Below are 19,600 nucleotides of genomic sequence, written 5' to 3'. Positions count from 1 at the left end.
GGAGAATTAAAACGAATTAATTCTCTATACCAATATATCACTATAATGTAAATTAATTGTAAATATTGTGTGGCAACTTGTTGAACATTAGTATCGCTCAATAAAAAAAGCCCTAGAACGTTTCTAAGGCTAAGAATGGGGTCTATTTCTCTATAAGTATATCACTAAATTCCTATATATTCCCAATTAATCTATTATCAATATTCTATTGCAAATTTTTCCTCGTGAGCGTATGATTAATGTAATTCAATAGAACGGAATAAAAAAAGAACTTCCCAAGCGTGTTGACTAGTGTTGGAAGCACTGTCAACCGTTTTAGCCGTAGTACAAGTACGGCAAAACTCCTGCAAGAAAAGCTCTTTTTAAAAAACTGTTAGATTTCTCTATAATTCTAATCGTTTTTGTGTAAAATTTCAAGAGTTTTTAATGAGCAATGTTTTGCCAAATTTCGAGAGTTATATTCTCGTGCGGTGAAACGTTGCTCTTTTTTGTTTCCAATATAGGAGGAAACTAGTATGACAGAGAAATTAAAGAGGGTTGTATTGAAAGAAGAAATGGTTGCGATTACCGGAAATGCTACAAAGGCAATTTTGTTAAATCAATTGATTTATTGGACTGAAATTATAATTAAAGTAGACAGAGAAACCCAGAAAGAAATTGATGAATATGAAAAGTTGGGCCTTGAAGATAAAGTTAAAAAGAAAAAAGGAAGTTTGCGTAACGGTTGGTTCTGGAAAACAGGCGATGAACTCGCAGAAGAATTAATGGGGATTGCCAGTGCTAAAACCTTAAATCGGATGTTAAACGATTTAACAAAAGATAAATTTATAATTAAGGGGAAAAATCCAGATCCAAAGAAAAAATGGGATAGAACAAATTGGTATAAAGTTGACATTGATTTTGTTCGAAATGAACTAAATAAATTGGGCTATGTGCTAGAAGGCTATGGTATTCCAAAACAAGAAGAAAAAACTGAAAAAACACCAGAAAATGAGCCAGAAATACCGTTACTACCCATTTCTCAAAATGAGAAATCGAATTCTCAAAATGAGAAATGCATTTCTCATAATGAGAGAACAATACCAGAGATTACTTCAAAGACTTCTTCAAAGACTTCTTCAAAGACTTCTTTAAAGAATCTATCTATCAATGAGAGGATAAATAAACTTGATTTACCTTCCACAGTATTAAAGGTTCTAAAAAACAAAAAAGATAGATTGAATGATTCTTACTTTGAAACAATCGAGTTAAAATATCACTCTTACAAAATCACCATAGATCAAGACAAGTTTGCGGATATATTAAATACAGTTCTTACACAAGAGATAAAATCTAATTTTAGTAATTACCTAGACAGAGCGTTAAATACATACATAGATAATCGCAATAAAAAAATTGATGCTGATAATCAAAAGCCGACTCGTAAAGAAAAGTTACCGGATTGGTTTGATGAAGCTAATAATATTAAAGAAGTTGTAGAAAAAGACGATGATAATCATGATTTTACTGAAGCTGAGAGAAAAGCATTAGAGGAAAAGTTGAAGAAGTACAAAAGATAAAAATGTGTTTTTGTTAATAAAGTACGAAATTCCCCCAAGTTTTTGAGGAAAAATCGTTTAATATTGCGTTTTTACTTAAAAAGTAGTGAAAAAACGAGCAAAATTTCCCCAAGTTACGAGGGATAGAAATTATGTTAGCATTACAGTGACGCTAAAAAAGAAGGCAACTAAAAGAATTGTAATGTTAGTGTAATGGGGAGTATTGTAAAATTATAAATAAACTGTAAATTCCAACTTACAAGTATTTATTTAAAAAGACAGCCTCTCATGCCCGAGAAGCTGCCTAGTGTATCCTCTCACCTCTTAAAGCACCAGGATACGGAACAATTATAACAGAAATACGGAACGATTTACCATATAATCTTTCTGTTTTTGTTAAATTGAACCGTTCCTGTGGAGGAATGGTTTTTATTTTGCGAAAAGAACAGGAGTGAGCAAGTATGGTAAACGTTTTAAATCTATTAAAAAAGGACATGCGACGAAAGAACATTGACAACAAGGCCCTTGCACCTGTGGTAAAAAAAAGCCCACCATCTGTAAGTAATTATCTAAACGGGAAACAACATCCAGATTTTTTAACTTTTCGGAGAATCGTTGAACATGTAACACATACAGAAAACAGATTAAACTTTTGCTTTAACTTGTACATAGCAGATATAGCGAAAATAGATGATCTTCACCTCATGTTAGATTATTGTTCGCATCAAACGAAAAATAATATGTTAAGGCGAACAATTCGCAGGATAAAAGCAATTGATCCAGATAATAAAATTGCTCGATTGTACGAATTGATTGACAAGCGAAATTCATACAAAATCAAAAGTGAAAAAATGTATTTAAGCATTTTAAATATGGAAGATGAAAGGGAAAATCCTAAGTACACTACTTTAAAGAAAATCTGCCACCTTTATTGCTTTGCAGACAAGAGGGATTTTGAGATGGTAGATTTGATGGGAAAGGAAGCGTTAAAAGGGGTTTGGTACATAAAAGAAGACTCGACAAAATTATCTTTTATGTTAAGGATAAAGGAGGCCATCGCCAATTCTCATTTACGAAAAAATAATGTGGACACAGCAAGAAAAATGGCTTTTGATATTCTAAAATTATCTTATCAATCAGAATTTCCATTAATTCATGACGCAATGTTACAGTTATTATCACAGTCATATTTGTTCGAAAATCCCGAATTGAGTTTGGAATATATTACAATGGCTGTACACAATTTTGAAAACTCGCCAACCATGAAAAATAACCTTATGAGACGTAGAGCGTTAGAGATGACTCACGACTTTATACAAATAACACTGGGTAATTTTGATAATTTATATTTAACATCTGATGCCGAATTGGCTTATTACAATGTTAAAATTGGAAATTCAGAGTTAGCCCTTGAAATTTTGGAAAATATTAAACTAAAAAACGGAAAATTAACAGCATTCCAATTGTTATATAAAGCAATGGCAACGAATTCTCAGCAGGACTATTTTGAAGCATTAAAGGAATTTCAACATAATTCTGATTATTTTTATGTTGCAATGTTTGAAAAAGAAATATTCTCTAATAAGACGACTTTAATTGTTTAAAAGTTCGAATAATAATTCAAAAAATATTCATTTCGCATATAAATAGTGATATAATGTAATAACGATATACGCAAATCGAAAGGGAGATTAAAATGAAAAAACTACTATCTGGTTTATTGATTTCAGGAAGTCTTTTATTTGGAAGTGCAGTATCGGCAAACGAAACACAGATTGAAAGTGAAAAAGTCGTTGTCGAAGAAGAAAATTTGACCAAACAACTTCCAGTAGTTTTAAAAACAGTAGCAACCGACCCAGGGACTGGAATTGGAAACTAAAAATAAATAATAAATAATAAATTTTTTAAGTTAGACATCGCACACTGTGTGGTGTCTTTCGTCATGAATAGGGGTATTTAGTCAAAATACAAATTTCTAATTATACTAAATTTTGGGGGTTTATTAATGAAAAACACAAAGGAATTAAAAAATAAGGTTGCAAAATCACTAATTGCAAATAATATCCGTGCGGAAGAGTATATACATAATAATGAGTTAAATACCGCACTAAAAAACCTCGTAGAAGTTGAGGTTATTCCTGCCGAACTACTGGACTCAATCAATACATTACTTAAAAATTAAAAAAGGACAAGCAATAATCTTGTCCTTTAATCCTTATTATTTTAAATACACTTCCAGAAGGTCTAGCACCTTCTTAGCTTGCTCCTCAGTGAGTTCTTTGCCATCATATTTAATTTTAGATTTACTCAATATGTCTTTGAGTTCGTCAGCATCAATAGGGGAGTCATCTTCTGTTTTCCCTGTTATATAGTCCACAGATGTATTGAAGAGCTTAGATAATTGTACTAAATATTTACCGTTAGGAGAGCGATAGCCACTTTCCCATCCTGTGTAAGTGCTTCTAGCAATATCTAATTCAGCAATAATCTTATTTACTTCAAATTTCCTTTTCTTTCTAAGGAGTTTTAAACGTTCGCCAATTATGGATTTATAGTTTTCATCCACATTAATCCCTCCTAGTATTTATTAATTTATTTATATTAAATCGGTAAAATTACCTATTTACATTTTATGTATAACTCATATGCGTTATGCAGAGTCTTTACTTATTATCACTCAATATGTCGCAAATAGCAACATTTAATGTATGCGTTTTGAAAATAAAATAGAAAAAGTAGTTGATTTGTACACGAAACGCATATATAATAAAATCAAATCAAGCGACAAGCATTATGGAGGTGTCTTGATGAAAAGGAAATCAGAATCAGTTACAAATTTCATGAAGGAAGAAAGGTTGAGACGTCATCTCAATCAAGAAAAAGTTGCTGATTACGTCGGAATATCAAGGAACTACTACACAGAGATAGAAACAGGGCGCAAAATGCCATCATTAATGGTTGCAATCAGGCTTTCAGAGTTCTTCGGATTTGACGTCAGAGAATTTGCAAATTAATAAAATCCTTTTTTTTTAGAGATGTGTACGCGAAACGTGACACGAAAATTTTCGTTATTCATTTTGAATACATTAATAGTAAGGAGAGATTAAAAATGAATCTAGCAATTAAACAAACTAATATTTTTGAAGGTACACAGTGTGACATTTTGGAGAACGATAAAAACGAGGTGTTTATGACAGCCGAGCAAATAGGTAATGCTCTTGGTTATGCTACACCAAGGGAATCTATTAATAAGCTAGTTAGTCGAAATGAAGATTTAAGAGAAATTGAGTTTTCAGCCGAAGTCAAAATGACTTCTACTGATGGAAAAGCTTATAACACAAGGGTATTCACGGAAGATGGAATTTACGAGGTGACAATGCTTTCAAAGACTAAAAAAGCGAAAGAGTTTAGAAGATGGATTCGCGGAATACTAAAGTCACTTCGTAAAGGCGATATGAAGCTTGTACAAAATCTAGATAGCTATCAAATAAACGACCCAATCAAAAGGGCTGAGGTGTGGATTAAGGAAGAACAGGAAAGACAGTTTTTGATAGACAAAGTTAGTGACTATGAGCCAAAAGTTAAATACTTAAAACAGATTACAGGCGCAGAAGATACCATGACAATAACGCAGATTGCTAAGGATTATGCTTTAACAGCAAGGAAACTAAATAAAATCCTCTATGAAGAGAAAGTACAGTACAAAGTCGGTAAGCAATGGGTTCTTTTTGCAGACTACCACGATAAAGGCTATACAAAAAGTGAAACGATACATATTCCTCTCGAAGATGGGACTGATAAAGTACGAGTGAATACCAAGTGGACACAGGCGGGCAGGGAGTTTATAGACCAGATTTTGAAAAATCGAGAAGCTAAATTGGCTTAAGGGAGTGGGTGAAACGATGCAAAACGACCTATTAAAGCTAGTTGAAACACAAAGAGAATTAAGGAAAAGAATCGGTTACAACGAATCAGATCGTCACGAAAAGTTAGTATTGGCCTTTTTGGTGGAGCTTGGAGAGTTAGCAAATGAAACACGTTGCTTTAAATTTTGGTCGAAAAAACCACCGAGTGAAAAGAAAAAAATCCTAGAAGAGTATTCAGACGGGTTTCACTTCGTACTGGAATTGGGAATTGAAATTGAATACGATTTTTCAGAACCTATAACTATATCAGATGTACCAAATACAACAATCGAACAACATTTTCTTAAATTATCACAGCAAATTTGCTCGATGAGATATTGGAGCAAAGGTGGTAACGCCTTCTTTTACAAACACCTTCTAGATGATTACATAAAATTGGGGATGTTATTAGGCTTTTCTTGGGAAGAAATTGTACAAGCCTATTACAAGAAAAACGAAATCAATCATACTCGACAGGAGAGTGGGTACTGATGAACGATAAAGGGAAGTTTTGGACAGCAGCCATTGTAATTTGTCTGACTGTTTGGGTATTAGCTGTGATTGGATTTCTTTCGTTGATTTGATTACAAGAAATGAAAGAGAAAGGAAGGATTATTGTGGAATCTTTAGTCGAACAGGGCAAAAAAACAATCTATTATGAAAATGTATATGTGTTTGGACAAAAATTAAAGTCGCTGCGGAAAAAAAGAAAACTATCAATTAAAGCATTTTCTAAAAAAATTGGCTGGGGCTATTGGTGCGTCGAAAGATGGGAAAAAGGCGATCCCGTTGGACCTAATACGTTAAATATGTTGGCAGAATTTTTCAATGTTAGTCCTGATTATTTATTAAGCGCAAATGAACAACTAACTTTATTCTAGTGATTACAAAAATGGAGGGCGAAAAAATGAAAAATAACTCAATAGTCAAAGACCTTGAAAGAGTCCTTTACTCCACAGATACAAGCAATTTAGAAAAATTCGAAATGATTGAGAAAATCGCTTCACAGTATAAGGAGCTACAGCAAAATTAACTTCGATTTGTCAGGTAATAGCTCACTAAATTGAATATACAGATGGGAGGAAGGTTGGAATATGACACTAGAACACCCAACAGTTACACAGATGCGCAAAAAAGGATACCCTAGCGGGTATGAAGAAGGCGATAAAGAAGAAAAACAACCTTACTTTACAAATAAAAACGGAATGACTTTTGAGCCGACTCATTCTATATTACAAGATTTGTATAAACATATTGAAAAATACAACTCCGTACTAGGAGGGTCAAGGTTTTACGACGATTTAATTGATATTTACGAGACTATAGATTTTGACTTGAAGGAGGATAAAAATGAACGAGCTGAAGAAGAATGAAACAGAAAAAAAGCCGTTTGAGGTCACTGATTTTGGAAGCCTTAATTATGCCTTTAAGAAAATTTCAGAGTTGAAGGGGAAGGAACAGGAGGTTCAAAGCAACGTAGATACCGAGCTTGAAAGGGTAATCACTTGGGGTGAAAGGGAGCTTGCACCGATACGAAATGGTATTAAGCACTTTGAGAGTTTAATAGAAATTTACCATTCTAAGAAACTTGAAGAAAATCCAAAGGAAAATAAAACGATTAGCACGCCATACGGAAAGGCTCGAGCGAGAAAAGTTAAAGAAACGACTGAAGAAACAGATAGAAATGCCATTTTGCAGCATGTGCAAGCATCAGGATTGGATGATTATATTTTACCTAAATTAGCATGGGGAGAGCTTAAAAAATCGCTTAGAATCGCAGAGGTAAACGGTGAGAAAGTCGTCGTCGATGAACTAGGGCAAGTCGTCGAAGGGGTAGCAGTTAAGCCTGAATCTATCAGTTATAGCGTGGAGGTGGAATGAGGTGAAAGGCGAACGATTTGGAAAATGGTTAGTTATAGAAAAGGTTGAGGGTTCCAAACCTATAAAGTGGCTGTGTAGATGCGATTGCGGAAAGGAAAAAGAAGTATCACAAAATAATCTAAAGAGAGGAAAGTCCTCTAGTTGTGGGTGCTTCAGAAAAGAAAAACTCAGAGAATTAAAGTCCGTTCATAATTGTCAGCCTGAAAAGTTATATGGTGTTTGGTTGTCCATGAAACGACGCTGTGATCTTAAATCATCGCCAAGTTATATAAATTATGGCGCAAGAGGAATTAGAGTTGTTGACGAATGGAAAAGCGACTATGCAGTTTTCAGAGATTGGGCTTTTTCCAACGGTTACGAAGAAGGGTTAAGTATAGACAGGATAAATAATGATGGGAATTATTCTCCTGACAATTGTCGATGGGTGGACAGAAGAACCCAAAACCTAAATAAGCGAACTAATAGAAATATCACTATAGATGGGGTAACTAGAACGGTAACTGAATGGTCAGAGCAAAGTGGAATTAATAGAAAAACAATTCAAAGTCGTATTAATTACGGATGGAAAGACGAAGAATTGTTAACTGAAACAGAAGGGATAGGGACGAATGCAACCACCACAAAACGAAATAAATAATCTTAACATTTATCAAAAGTTAGTTGAAGTCAGAAAGAAAGTTCCATATCTACAAAAGTCTAATCAAGGTCATCAATATAAATATGTGGGAAGTTCTGATGTTTTAGGGGCTATTCGAAGCGAATTGGACAAACAAGGATTATTACTTCTTGTAGCTGTGAAAGACCACAAGGTTACTACAAGTGGAGATAGCGCAAAACCTGTATATTTCACCGAACTAGACATCGTTTATACGTGGGTAAATGCTGACAATCCAGAAGAGAGAATAGAACTCCCGTTTTATGCTCAAGGAATTGATAGAGCAGGAGAAAAGGGCGTGGGCAAAGGGTACACGTATTCGGAAAAATTTTTCCTTCTCAAATTCTTTAACATCGCAACCGATGACGTGGACCCAGACGCTTTCCAAGAAAAGCAGCAAGAAAGCAAGCCCTTGGAAAAGCCAAGTGAAAGCCTACTAAACGAAATAAAAACCATTTGGAAAGAGTTAGCGCCGACCTTTGACATTAACAAAAAGCTCCAACAGACATACCAGAAGAATTTAGAACGACTCAGTAAGGAACAGGCAGAGAGCTTTTTACAAACATTAAAAAAACAAAAGGAGAACGCAAATGCTTAATAATTGCACATTTATTGGAAGATTAACACGTGATCCAGAACTCAAATATTTGCCTAGTGGTATGGCCATAGTATCGTTTACCTTGGCGGTTAACCGTTTCAAAAAAGATGAAACTGATTTTCTACAAATTAAAGCATTTAAAAAACAAGCCGAGAATGCAGCCAATTATCTAAATAAAGGCAGCATGTGCGCTGTAGATTGCCGAGTACAAACAGGAAGTTATGAAAAAGATGATGGGCAAAAGGTTTATACTACTGATTTTATCGCTCATCAAGTCGTGTTTTTAGATTCCAAGAATAGTAGCAACAGTAATCAAAGTCAAAAACACGAACCTTTAGTTATAACGGATGAGGACATCCCCTTCTGATATGGATATTAAGTGGGAGCGAATGCTCCCTTTTTTAAAAAGTGAGGTGATTGGGTGCAAGTAGCGCAAGAGAATACATACACAAAGGTGACACATCAAGTGCTTTTGCATCCGGTCCCTTTCAAACAACAACCACAAAAGATAGCAATGGGGCAGATTACAAACGAGCTAAAAGAATACTATCCCCAACCAATGGGAGTAAAAGCGATACTAAATAAATTCGCAGATGGCCACTCTATAATGCTTGCAAATGTGGAATTAAACGAGCATAAGGCATTCCGTTTTATTGCCTCTCGACTATTTGCGATTGATATAGATGATGATAATCAGGTTACTAGTCCAGAAGAAGTCATATTTAAGTTAAAGAATAAGATTGTAGGATTGTTCTATACTTTCTCACACGGAATCAAGGGGAATCGGTACAGATTATTATTTCAACTAGATAGAACAGTCACGGACGAGCTGAAAATGCGGGGAATTATCGAGCAAATTAGTAAGGATTTAATAGACTTGGGCATACCAGCCGACATACAGGCAAAAAATCCGATGCAAATTGTCCGAGGTGGGAAAAGTTGCGTTCTTGTAAACGAAAATAATACTCTGAACACTACCAAGCTACTAGAACGAGTACAAAAAGAGAATTTAAAAAGGCAACAGGAGCTATATGACTCGTTTGAAAAAGACCTACGTCCAGTATCATTTAGCGTGCTAAAAGAAATGGCTCAAAAGGTTGGTTATATCGCTTCTGGAACGGGTGACGGTGAACGGTGGAAACGGATAGTCATTGGTATTCGTCACTATGCTAACTTGGGGCATATAACGGATGATGAAGGGTTCGAGCTGTTTGACATTATATCAGGTGGAGAACAGTCACAAAGGGCTTGGGAAACGCTACGAGCGAACGGACAAGCGACAATCAAAACATTAATATATGAAGCTAAACAAAAGGGGTACAAGGGGAAATACACGTACTACACAGAGAGCGACGACGTAAAGAAAACCTATGAATCTGAAAAAATTAAGGTGAAACGCTATATACCTAAAGAAGTAGCAAAAGAGATCATTGGTAGGAAAAAACGGATTTTAGTAAATTCTCCTACTGGAAGTGGGAAAACAACGTGCTTTCTCGACGCCTTTAAAGACCTTGAGAGCAAGCGAAACCACTTTTATATCTTTGCTACTCCAACGATTGCTTTAACGCTACAGAACGCCACCAAGCATCAATTAATGTGTGTTAAGGGGCAAACGAAGAACCTTTTTAAAGAAGTGAATCAATATATCAAAAGTGGGCGACGGATTTTTATGTCCACCTATGACATGGCTCCGATATTAGTTGAGTTTTTGAGACTCCTAGATGAAAAGATTACTTTCACCTTAGTTGTAGATGAAATGCACAAATTCGTTACCGATTACGATTTAAGCTATAGATATGAAGCTATCAAAAACCTTCATGAAATCAGTTTGCAAGCCACGTCTTTTATAGGGTTGAGTGGCACGATTGACGACATATACAAAAACGAGTTTGAAACAGTCATAGACATTGACAATGGCAACCCACAGTCACCATGTCAGGAATTTGCGGTGTACACGTACGAGAAAAAAGCCGACTCATTACCAGAGTTAGCCCAACTAATTGAGGTCTGGACGAGTCGAAGAAAATTATTAATCTATATTCAGTCAAAAAAGAAAATCGAAATGTTAAAGAAGTTACTCCAGCGCAAAGGTATCAAGGTGCGGGCTATTAATGCCAATAGTAAGAGCAACCCGACCTATAAGCAATTAGTAGATAACGAGACCATTGACGAAGGTGTCCAAGTGGTACTAACTACAAGCGTTATAGCTGACGGAGTTAATATACAAAACGACCTTGAATGGGAAGTCATTGCGGTTTGTAACGATTATTCAAACCTGTTTAACTACTCGTCTATCAAACAAATATCGAACAGGCTTCGGAACACTTACAGACGCTTCTCCATCTTTATGCAGGAGCCTAAGAATAAAGATAAAGAGTCATTTAGATTAGAAAGTGCTTACCAATTTTGGGTGAAAATTGCCACTCAAATTGTAGATGAAATTAATAGCCATCCTTACTTTGAACCGAAATTATTTCGTTCAAGCGTCATTGAGCGAAGATATGGAATTTATCAGAGTGTAGAAGGCTTAAATATAGATACATTGTTTTTAAGGCATGCTGTTTCAAAGGAACAAGAGAGGTACTTTTACGCTTATCGCCTAGCCTTTGTAGGTGCTGTAGAAAAGGCATTGCATACAAAGGCAGAGGAAATTTTAAATATATCGCAAGAAATCAGAAATAAAACGTTAGATCTTACTTATTACCGTGAAATTCTCCAGGAGCTAGATGAAGAAGAGCAAAAAGAGGAAGAAGTGAAGGCGTCCAGCGTAAAAGATGCCTTTACATTAAAAGTATACCAAGCCTTCCAGGAGGACGGCGAGGACAAATTAAACGAGTTTAAACGGGAAGTGTTACCTATACATTATGCGTGTCTCACCAAAATTACTAAAATAGCAGATTATGAAACGTGCCACAAAATAGTAAACAGGGTAGAGCGCCCAGCCGACACGCACAGATTCTACGGAGCAATTAAAAGTTTAGCCGAGGCAAACTATTTAACCGCACTCAATCGCCCAAACAAGACCAAAAAGGTATTAGTAGCATTGCTAAAGCTAAAAGAGTTTATGACTAATGAAGAATATGACGTTCATGTCATTAAAATAGCCAAGAAGACACGCACAAGGAAAGCAGACGTGAAGTCAGTAGAAAAAATGCTGACCACCGAGAGATCGCGCGTCAACACCACACGCTTAAAACGATTTGTAGGCATCATTACACTTGAAACCATTACAAGTAAATTTGATTTACCAATAGAAACGGTTAAGGCAGTTACATTGAAATATAGCCAAGGTAGAGGAAAGACATTTGAAACAGTAATAAAAAGCAGATTTACACATATTGAAGAGCAAAAAAATGGCAGTCAAAACACACTATTTTAACGCTTTTTTTTCAAGGGTAAAAAGGTGACACTTAACCCAAGTATTTGTTTTTAATAAATAAAAGAAAACTAATGGGGTTAAACGTCACCAAGAATCCAGTAATACCAAGGGTTTAAGCCACTTCGAGTGTGCATAAACTGCATTGCAAAAAAGATACCTTCAAAGCGTCATTTTTTGATACAAAATAAGGAGGATTCGGGGGCATGAATTTAGCTGCACAAATGAAGTTTTCAGACGCCGAAATTAAGCAACTCGAAAAGAGTTTGATAATCATATATGACACCAGGGAAAAGGAAAATAAACACGTTACGGATTACTTTGATAAACGTAAAATTCGATATGAAAAGCAGACGATGAAAACGGGTGACTATTCGGCTTATCTGCCTAAAAATCCAGAGTTAGGCATCATGAGGGATATTTACTTAAATGCTGTGATAGAACGCAAGAATAGTGTTAACGAGCTTGTACAGAGCATTAAGAATAGGACAACCTTTGAAAATGAATTGATAAGGGGTTCAAAGAATCCATTTTTACTACTAGTAGAGGATGGGGATGGATACAAACGCATTTTAACAGGGAAATACGTCAGCGATTACAATCAAAAAGCATTGTTAGGGAGCTTAAAGAGTTTTGAGGCTAGATACAATTTTACAACGGTTTTCCTTGATTCGAAGCTAACAGGGAACTATATATATTTTCATTTTCTGTACAGAGCGAAGGAGCTTCTAAAAGGTGGGGTGATTTGATATGCAACTACAATTTGAGGGATACATTGATTTATGTAGAGAGATAGCAATGTTAGAGGATTCACTTCATGCTATGGAGAAAGAAGTTGAGTTCTGGTGGATAGGCGGTAAAGGATTTCAATTAGTTTCCATGAGCAACGCAGCAGAACGAGTTGATAAGTTAAATGAAAAGATAAACGCTTACCAAGAGTTGCTAGGTTTAAAAGTTAGATTGAAGAAAGCATTTGATAAACATTTAAGCAAGTTGACAGGGTTAGAATATAGAGTTGCATATTTGCGATATGTGGAGAAGATGAGTCTAAAAATGATTGCAGATGAACTGGGGTATAATTACGATTACATTAGGCGTGTGAGTAGCAAGATAAACAAGTCACATATAGGTCACAGCGATGTGGAAAAAAACGTTATATAATAGTAGTATGAAAGTTTTACAAAAAATCTATACACTTGACATCATTTGAGCGCTTAGAACATTTCTAGGCGTTTTTCTTTTGGATAAAAATATCAAAATATCTAAAATGTGTTAAATTCTAGTGATATAATAGAATTATAGATAGGAGGAGGACAAGGGGCGACAATCGGATACTGATAGGAATTGTACTAGGAATACTTACTCTCATAGAAAAATACTTAATCAAAAAGCTCCTTACACATCAAAACACTCAATATAATAGTGTTGTAAGTGAAAACACTTGCAAAAATAAAATTAAAAGGAGAAAGATATTATGAAAAAATTTCTTTTAACAATGTTGGTAGCTTTAATGTCTTTAACAGGGGCAGGAGCAGCTTTAGCAAATGATTTGGAAGGTCCTGACGCTAGAATGCCTGATTTTGACGAAAGTATGGATGAAGCATTAACTGTTATAGGCGATTTTGAAGTAATCGTAGTACAAGATTACTACAGCGTATATGTCTATGCACATAATCGTGATAATGATGAAAATATTGGAGAAACTCATATGTATTTACAACGTAAAGTCAATGGAGTATGGAAAGATGTTGATGATTATGGTGGCATTCCTATAGATCCTGATACCAATTGGTTATTTACATTTGACAATATTTCTGTTCAAAATGCTGAAATGCGAGTGAGAGTAAACCTTTGGGACCAAAACGAAAATCATTACGTGTATTTCACACGATAAATGAATGAGCCAACGTGTTTCTAGCACGTTGGTTTTTAAATCGGATATCATCGCAAGGAAAGAACACGTTGAGAATAAGAAGAAATCTTAAGGCATCCTTTCAAGGGTGTTTTTTTATATTTAGAACTGTTAATTGTAAAGGGGTGAATTAGCACATGGAAGAATTAAAGCTTAGTCAACAGCAATTATTGGCGGCTGAAATGATAGCAGCAGGAACAGCACCGAGAACAGAAATAGCGAACATTGTGGGATGTAGTAGAACTACTCTTTATAACTGGATGGAAAAAAATCAGTTGTTTATTACTGAGGTGGACAGGATTAAACAAGAAACAAAAGAATGGGGAATGAATCATATTAAAGCTAATTTTGCCAAAGCCACCATAGACTATTGGAAGTTCATTGAAGATACTGATAACCCTGCCGAGAAAGGGAAAGGGTATAGATACTTTATTGATAGGCAGCTTGGGAAACCTACAGCAAGGCATGAAATCGAAGCACAAGGAGAAGCGTCTGATAGTGCTGATGCTGATGTATTAGATCAAGAGTTTGATGAGGATGAAAAAGAAGAATAGTGTACAAATAGAGTAAACCCTACTTGAACATATTCGTATTCTATTGTATACTGAGTTTATAGCGTACATTATACATGTACAAAAAGTATAGGGGGAATATGGAATGAAATATGGTTATGGTAGGGTATCCTCTTTACAGCAAGATTTAACTACACAATTAAGACAACTTGAGGAAAATGGTTGTGAGGTAATATATAAGGAAAAAGCTTCAGGTAGAAATAAAGATAGCAGGGAAGAATTCAATAAGCTTCTGGAGACTGTGGAGGCAGGGGATACCATTGTTGTTACTAAGCTGGATAGGTTCGCTAGGAGTACACAGGATGCACTAAGTATTATTGATTCGTTAAATAAAAAGGATGTTGCACTTATTGTACTGAATATGGGTGGTGATAAGGTAGACACGTCCACAGCAATAGGAAGGCTAATGATTACCGTCCTTAGTGGTATCGCAGAGTTTGAAGCCGATATGATTAGAGAGAGACAACTAGAAGGCATTGCATTGGCTAAGGAAAGAGGAGTATACAAGGGTAGGCCTAAGAAGTTTGGAGACAAACACAAGGGACTACAACATGCGATGGAGCTATATAAAGACAGAGATAACAATGGTCATACTGTGAAAGATATATGTGATATTACTAAAGTAGGAAGAACGACTTTATATAATGCAATTCGAGAGATAGACGGTCAATAAGTTGGCGGTCTTTTTCTTATGGGGTGGGGGTGTTTCTAATTTGGAACCCGGCGCACCCCATCACATAACCCCAACAATTTTTTATAAAATTTTCAAACTTTCGGGAGGTGGCTATAGTCGAATTCAATACCAAAGAAAACCGTACCACCATGCGGAAGTATTTAATAAAGCTATACGGTAAGGAAAAAGCTAGGGACATCATGATTGATAACCGTGAAAATTTATTCGGTCAAAACTCGTTAGCTTATGCGCTTGGTAAACGCTCATTTCACTTTTTCTGTGAGTATTTTTTACAAGATGTATTTGTCCCAAAGGAAACGAACGAGGCAGCAGAATTAGCACCTGTTCACTATGAAATTTGGAACGTCATGGAAGATATGTTCCTAAAAGATGTATTTGATAAATTCCTTGGTGTGTTGCCTAGGGGTTCAGCTAAATCAACTGTTGCTGACTTTGCTATGACAGTGTGGGTACACTGCTACAGCTACAGTATTTATACCTTGGTTGCCGGTAAAACGGAACTGGATGCGATTCAGTTCACAGCGCAAACTAGAAGTGCTTTTGAGGAAAACCCATATATTATAAATACATTTGGTGTATTAATTGAGCCGAATAATAGGAAATATACGGTTAATAAATTGGAGTTAGAGCTCACCAATGGAACAATGGTACAAGCTATTTCTTCCACATCTTCAATGAGGGGTAAAAAATATACGGCGAAGGGTGTGGGTTATCGTCCAACCTTAGTCATTGCAGATGATTATCAAGGACAGTCCGATATTATTACAGAAGAATCACGAGAAAAGAAATATCGTACCTTTATGCAAGATGTTAAGTATGTAGGTACTCGTTCTATCATACGTGACGGTAAAAAAATTAAGATGGCTACAAAATTTATTGTGCTTGGCACGGTGCTTCATAATGATTGCCTAATGTCTCGACTAATGCGAAACCCTCAATACAAACAGATTGTAAAACGTGGCATTGAACTAGATGACATAGACGAATATTTTAATAAGGGATTGTGGGCAGAGTTCAGGAATATTTTATACGATAAAAGTTTAGATGATCCTGTTGCTTTTGCAGATGAATTTTATTATCAGAATGAAAAAGAAATGAAATTCCCTGTATTGTGGGCTTCTTTCTGGAGTTGTTTGGAGTTAGCCAAAGAATATTATGAAGATCCAATAGGTTTCAAACAAGAATTACAAAATGACGCCTCGTCAATTGGAATGAAGGTATTTCATCAAACTCACACGATACCAAGAGCAAGCATGGATAAGGAAGAATTTGATAAAACGTTCCTGATTTGCGACCCTGCCACTGGAACAACGAGCAAGCACGACCATACAGCGTTATTAGTTGGCTCACGTAAAACCTCCAACGGATTCCGGTATATTCGTGAAGGAAAACTTATAAAAGTAGAATTTGATGATTATATAGAGGAATGCGTGAAGTTATTAAAGAAATATCCTGACATTACCCATGTGTGGATGGAAAAACAGACGTACAATGGGGCCGATGTTCGGGAGTTGCAAAAGCAAATTGCAGAAATTCCGGCACTCGAAGCGAGAAGAATTGAAGTTATTAACGAGCATCAATCTAAAAATAAAGAGAATAAGATTAAAGCCATTGCCGGAAAGGTTAACAATGGTTTTTTTATGTTTGCAAAGGAAGATGAAAAGTTTACTAGTCAGATTCTTAATTACGCTGGCGAAGGTTTTAGCCCTGATGGTGACGATGCTCCAGATGCCACAGCTGAATTTGATAGGTTAGTCGATGAACTGAAAGTAACACGATTTGTAACATTACAAGATAAAAGTAAGATGTTCGGGAGGTGATAACTAATGGAGAATAAACTCCTAAATTTGCTCTATGACGAGTTACGAAAACAAAAGGCAGCCATGCAAAAATACAAAGATTATTACGATGGGAAGCACGTTATATTAAACAATTATACTGAGGTTGATGACCAGGCTAATAATAAACTAGTCTTTAACTTCCCTAAAAAGTTTGTAGTCAATATGACAGGTTATTCTTTTGGCGCTCCTGTTTCCTATATTTCTAGACAAGGAAATGACAGCAGCATAGAAGCAATAGAAACAGCCTTTTTACCGTGGGAGAAATCGCATAATCAGCGACTTTCTAAAGAAGCAGACATATACGGTGAAGCCTACGAAATCAACTATATAAACGAAGATGGAGAGTTTGAGAGTGTGGTAGCTTCTCCTATGGAAATGATTGTGCTGAAAGATGGGGAGAGGGCAAAGGTAGCCTTACACACCTTTAAAAAGATGTTTGATGATACCGAGTATATAGACGTCTACACAGATAAGGAAATACAACACTATAAGCAGAGTCAACAGCGATTCGATAGGATAGGGACAACACCACATATATTTAATCGTTGCCCTGTGAACGTTTTTAAAGCAAACGACGAAGGCGAATGTATTTACAAGGATATTATAAGTTTAATTGATATATATAACGTGATTAATTCCGACCTTGCAAACGAGATAAGCGACCACAGAAACGCCATGTTAAAGGTCATGAGGGCGCAATTTAAAGATGAAGATGTTAAAAAAGTAAAGGAAATGGGAATCATCCAAGTTCCTGATGGTGCCGATGTAGATTGGTTGATTAAAAATATAAATGATACCTTTGTACAAAACATGATTACAAATATTGAAAGAAAGATATATGACATTGTGGACCAGGTGAATTTTAATGAACAATGGGCGAGTAATACGTCTAATGTAGCCTTAAAAAATAAACTCCTAGCCCTTAGTCATCGTTGTAGTCTAAAAGAAGCAAAGTTTGAAAAGGGGATTATGCAACGTGTACGAAACTTTTTTACCTATCTAGAGGTAAGGGAAGGGAAACAATTAGACTATCGAGATATTAAAGTCAAATTCACTCGCAATTTACCATTTGACATTACGAGCATAGCCGATGCGATTAGCAAACTCGAAAACGTGGTGAGTCAAGAAACATTGTTATCACTCCTTCCATTTGTGGAGAATCCGGCATTAGAGATACAAAAATTTAACAAAGAACGAGAAAGCAATCGGATTAATTTAGGGGATGTAATGGGCAATGCTGAAGGATGATATTATTGCCATTCGTGAGGAGTTAGATAAGCAAGTTTTGAAGGATTTTAGCCCTTTATTACTCGCCTATAGGCGTTCTCTGAAAGAGATACAGCAACAAATTAATAATATCCATGCGGAGTATTTAGTAAATGGCGAGTTAATGATTTCAAGGCAGCAACGATACTCGGTATTAAGAGAACTGGAAAGACAACTTGTGGAGGAAATGCAGAAGCTAGGGGGCTTAGAGGTTGAACAAACTACAAATATACTAACTAAGATTTTCGCAGAATCCTATTATCAGACAGCCTATGCAATTGATGTAGGAGTTGCTACAACAGTATCTTTTGCTGTACTTCAACCTGAAATGGTGTTAGCTGTGGTTAATTCTCCGATGCAAGGTGAAATGTTTAGCTCAAGAATTTGGAAAAATAAAGATATATTAGTTAATCGTGTGCTTGAAGAGTTGGAAAAGTCCATGATACAAGGTAAGGATGTTCGTAAAATAGCAAAGGCGATACAAAAAGAGTTTGAGGTTTCAGCCTATGAAGCTAAAAGGCTAGTACAAACAGAAAGCGCAAGGGTGACAAATACAGCGCAAAAATCAATATATGAACAATCAAAAGTAGTTAATCGCGTTTTGCTGGATGCCACTTTGGACGAAAAAACATCGAAATTATGCAGGGGATACGATGGGCAAATTTTTGATGCGAACAGCGATTATCCCGAGCCTCCCTTTCATCCTTTTTGTCGAACGGTAGCTATAGGTATGCCTGATGGATGGACGCCAAAACGGAAACGAGAAAATGTTAAAGGTGAAAATGGGAAGAAAAACATAATAGACTATACCACTTATGACAAGTGGAAAGAATCAAGAAATATCAACGCCTAGAGGCGTTTTTTTAGTACAAAAATACTTGCACTTCTTGGGCTTTTAAGTGTTAGAAGGGCAAAAGGAGATATAAAAAATGAATTTAGAAGAAGTTAAAAAGTTTTTAGAAGAGAACAAAGGAAAAGCAGACGTAAAATCTATTTTGATTGGGTATCTCCAGGGGGATTTAACCGTTGAAGAGGCGCAAAAAATGGTATCAGAAAGCACTACATTAAAGAGTTTAGTGGACTCGGAGAAAGATAAACACTTTGCAAAATCGCTTGATACATGGAAATCTAACAACCTTCAAGGGGAAATTGATAAGGAAATCAAGAAGCGTTTCCCTGAAAAGGATGAAAAAGACGTTGAATTAGAGAAAATTAAAGCGCAACTAGAGAAAATGGAATCCGAAAAGAAACGTGAAGAGTTACGCAATGAAGCTATTAAAGTAGCAAATGAAAAGAAGCTGCCACTTGATTTAGTTGACTTTATGTTAGGTGAAAATCAAGAAACAACAAATACTAATCTAG

25 protein-coding genes are annotated in these 19,600 nt (G+C 35.8%); 24 read left to right on the top strand and 1 reads right to left on the bottom strand.

Going from position 1 to position 19,600, the window contains the following annotated elements; genetic code table 11:
* The first annotated feature begins 515 nt into the window (after positions 1–515).
* From WAK64_RS20610 to WAK64_RS20595, 4 genes are all read left to right on the top strand, one after another.
* A complete protein-coding gene (locus tag WAK64_RS20610; RefSeq protein WP_336588877.1) occupies positions 516–1,559 on the top strand; it encodes a hypothetical protein in 1,044 nt (347 codons plus the stop codon).
* Positions 1,560–1,999: 440 nt separating this feature from the next.
* On the top strand, positions 2,000–3,142 hold the full coding sequence (locus tag WAK64_RS20605; RefSeq protein WP_336588876.1) for an AimR family lysis-lysogeny pheromone receptor: 1,143 nt from the start codon (positions 2,000–2,002) through the stop codon (positions 3,140–3,142).
* Positions 3,143–3,234: 92 nt separating this feature from the next.
* Positions 3,235–3,417 (top strand): hypothetical protein, encoded by a 183-nt coding sequence (locus tag WAK64_RS20600; RefSeq protein WP_336588875.1) that lies wholly within the window; start codon positions 3,235–3,237, stop codon positions 3,415–3,417.
* Between the two features lie 126 nt (positions 3,418–3,543).
* Positions 3,544–3,720 (top strand): hypothetical protein, encoded by a 177-nt coding sequence (locus WAK64_RS20595; RefSeq protein ID WP_336588874.1) that lies wholly within the window; start codon positions 3,544–3,546, stop codon positions 3,718–3,720.
* A gap of 36 nt (positions 3,721–3,756) precedes the next feature.
* Here the strand turns inward: WAK64_RS20595 and WAK64_RS20590 are convergent, their stop codons facing one another.
* Positions 3,757–4,104, bottom strand: coding sequence for a helix-turn-helix domain-containing protein (locus WAK64_RS20590; protein ID WP_336588873.1), 348 nt, complete (start codon positions 4,102–4,104; stop codon positions 3,757–3,759).
* A 241-nt stretch (positions 4,105–4,345) separates the two neighbouring features.
* Here WAK64_RS20590 and WAK64_RS20585 point away from each other — a divergent pair, with 241 nt between their 5' ends.
* From WAK64_RS20585 to WAK64_RS20490, 20 genes are all read left to right on the top strand, one after another.
* On the top strand, positions 4,346–4,552 hold the full coding sequence (locus tag WAK64_RS20585; protein ID WP_336588872.1) for a helix-turn-helix domain-containing protein: 207 nt from the start codon (positions 4,346–4,348) through the stop codon (positions 4,550–4,552).
* A 95-nt stretch (positions 4,553–4,647) separates the two neighbouring features.
* Positions 4,648–5,424, top strand: a complete 777-nt coding sequence (locus tag WAK64_RS20580; RefSeq protein ID WP_336588871.1) for a phage antirepressor KilAC domain-containing protein — start codon at positions 4,648–4,650, stop codon at positions 5,422–5,424.
* Positions 5,425–5,440: 16 nt separating this feature from the next.
* Positions 5,441–5,935 carry a dUTP diphosphatase gene (locus WAK64_RS20575; protein ID WP_336588870.1) on the top strand — a complete coding sequence of 165 codons (495 nt, stop codon included), beginning with the start codon at positions 5,441–5,443 and terminating at the stop codon, positions 5,933–5,935.
* A gap of 125 nt (positions 5,936–6,060) precedes the next feature.
* Complete coding sequence (locus WAK64_RS20570) at positions 6,061–6,324, top strand: helix-turn-helix domain-containing protein (protein WP_336588869.1); 264 nt, start codon at positions 6,061–6,063, stop codon at positions 6,322–6,324.
* 26 nt (positions 6,325–6,350) lie between these two features.
* A complete protein-coding gene (locus tag WAK64_RS20565; RefSeq protein ID WP_336588868.1) occupies positions 6,351–6,476 on the top strand; it encodes a hypothetical protein in 126 nt (41 codons plus the stop codon).
* A 61-nt stretch (positions 6,477–6,537) separates the two neighbouring features.
* Positions 6,538–6,816: a hypothetical protein gene (locus tag WAK64_RS20560; protein WP_336588867.1), complete on the top strand. Its 279-nt coding sequence runs from the start codon at positions 6,538–6,540 to the stop codon at positions 6,814–6,816.
* Positions 6,794–7,324, top strand: coding sequence for a host-nuclease inhibitor Gam family protein (locus tag WAK64_RS20555; protein ID WP_336588866.1), 531 nt, complete (start codon positions 6,794–6,796; stop codon positions 7,322–7,324). The genes WAK64_RS20560 and WAK64_RS20555 overlap by 23 nt, the downstream gene beginning before the upstream one ends.
* A 1-nt stretch (position 7,325) precedes the next feature.
* Complete coding sequence (locus tag WAK64_RS20550) at positions 7,326–7,961, top strand: hypothetical protein (RefSeq protein WP_336588865.1); 636 nt, start codon at positions 7,326–7,328, stop codon at positions 7,959–7,961.
* Positions 7,933–8,577 carry an ERF family protein gene (locus WAK64_RS20545; RefSeq protein WP_336588864.1) on the top strand — a complete coding sequence of 215 codons (645 nt, stop codon included), beginning with the start codon at positions 7,933–7,935 and terminating at the stop codon, positions 8,575–8,577. The genes WAK64_RS20550 and WAK64_RS20545 overlap by 29 nt, the downstream gene beginning before the upstream one ends.
* On the top strand, positions 8,570–8,944 hold the full coding sequence (locus WAK64_RS20540; RefSeq protein ID WP_336588863.1) for a single-stranded DNA-binding protein: 375 nt from the start codon (positions 8,570–8,572) through the stop codon (positions 8,942–8,944). The genes WAK64_RS20545 and WAK64_RS20540 overlap by 8 nt, the downstream gene beginning before the upstream one ends.
* A gap of 54 nt (positions 8,945–8,998) precedes the next feature.
* Positions 8,999–11,956: a DEAD/DEAH box helicase family protein gene (locus tag WAK64_RS20535; protein WP_336588862.1), complete on the top strand. Its 2,958-nt coding sequence runs from the start codon at positions 8,999–9,001 to the stop codon at positions 11,954–11,956.
* 203 nt (positions 11,957–12,159) lie between these two features.
* A complete protein-coding gene (locus WAK64_RS20530) occupies positions 12,160–12,702 on the top strand; it encodes an ERCC4 domain-containing protein (RefSeq protein ID WP_336588861.1) in 543 nt (180 codons plus the stop codon).
* A gap of 1 nt (position 12,703) precedes the next feature.
* On the top strand, positions 12,704–13,114 hold the full coding sequence (locus WAK64_RS20525) for a hypothetical protein (RefSeq protein WP_336588860.1): 411 nt from the start codon (positions 12,704–12,706) through the stop codon (positions 13,112–13,114).
* Between the two features lie 313 nt (positions 13,115–13,427).
* A complete protein-coding gene (locus WAK64_RS20520; RefSeq protein WP_336588859.1) occupies positions 13,428–13,847 on the top strand; it encodes a hypothetical protein in 420 nt (139 codons plus the stop codon).
* A gap of 155 nt (positions 13,848–14,002) precedes the next feature.
* Complete coding sequence (locus WAK64_RS20515) at positions 14,003–14,419, top strand: phBC6A51 family helix-turn-helix protein (RefSeq protein ID WP_336588858.1); 417 nt, start codon at positions 14,003–14,005, stop codon at positions 14,417–14,419.
* A gap of 103 nt (positions 14,420–14,522) precedes the next feature.
* On the top strand, positions 14,523–15,110 hold the full coding sequence (locus WAK64_RS20510) for a recombinase family protein (RefSeq protein ID WP_336588857.1): 588 nt from the start codon (positions 14,523–14,525) through the stop codon (positions 15,108–15,110).
* A gap of 149 nt (positions 15,111–15,259) precedes the next feature.
* Entirely contained in the window at positions 15,260–16,951 is a 1,692-nt protein-coding gene (locus WAK64_RS20505; protein WP_336588856.1) for a hypothetical protein, read from the top strand.
* A gap of 6 nt (positions 16,952–16,957) precedes the next feature.
* A complete protein-coding gene (locus tag WAK64_RS20500; protein ID WP_336588855.1) occupies positions 16,958–18,220 on the top strand; it encodes a phage portal protein in 1,263 nt (420 codons plus the stop codon).
* Complete coding sequence (locus WAK64_RS20495; RefSeq protein WP_336588854.1) at positions 18,207–19,091, top strand: minor capsid protein; 885 nt, start codon at positions 18,207–18,209, stop codon at positions 19,089–19,091. Before WAK64_RS20500 ends, WAK64_RS20495 begins: the two co-directional genes overlap by 14 nt.
* Before the next feature lie 76 nt (positions 19,092–19,167).
* A partial coding sequence (locus WAK64_RS20490) for a DUF4355 domain-containing protein (protein ID WP_336588853.1) occupies positions 19,168–19,600 on the top strand: 433 nt, incomplete at its 3' end.

Source organism: Bacillus spongiae (assembly GCF_037120725.1).
Taxonomy (GTDB): domain Bacteria; phylum Bacillota; class Bacilli; order Bacillales; family Bacillaceae_K; genus Bacillus_CI; species Bacillus_CI spongiae.
The sequence above is the reverse complement of the archived record's forward strand: the minus strand, read 5'-3'. Positions and strand labels throughout refer to the sequence as shown.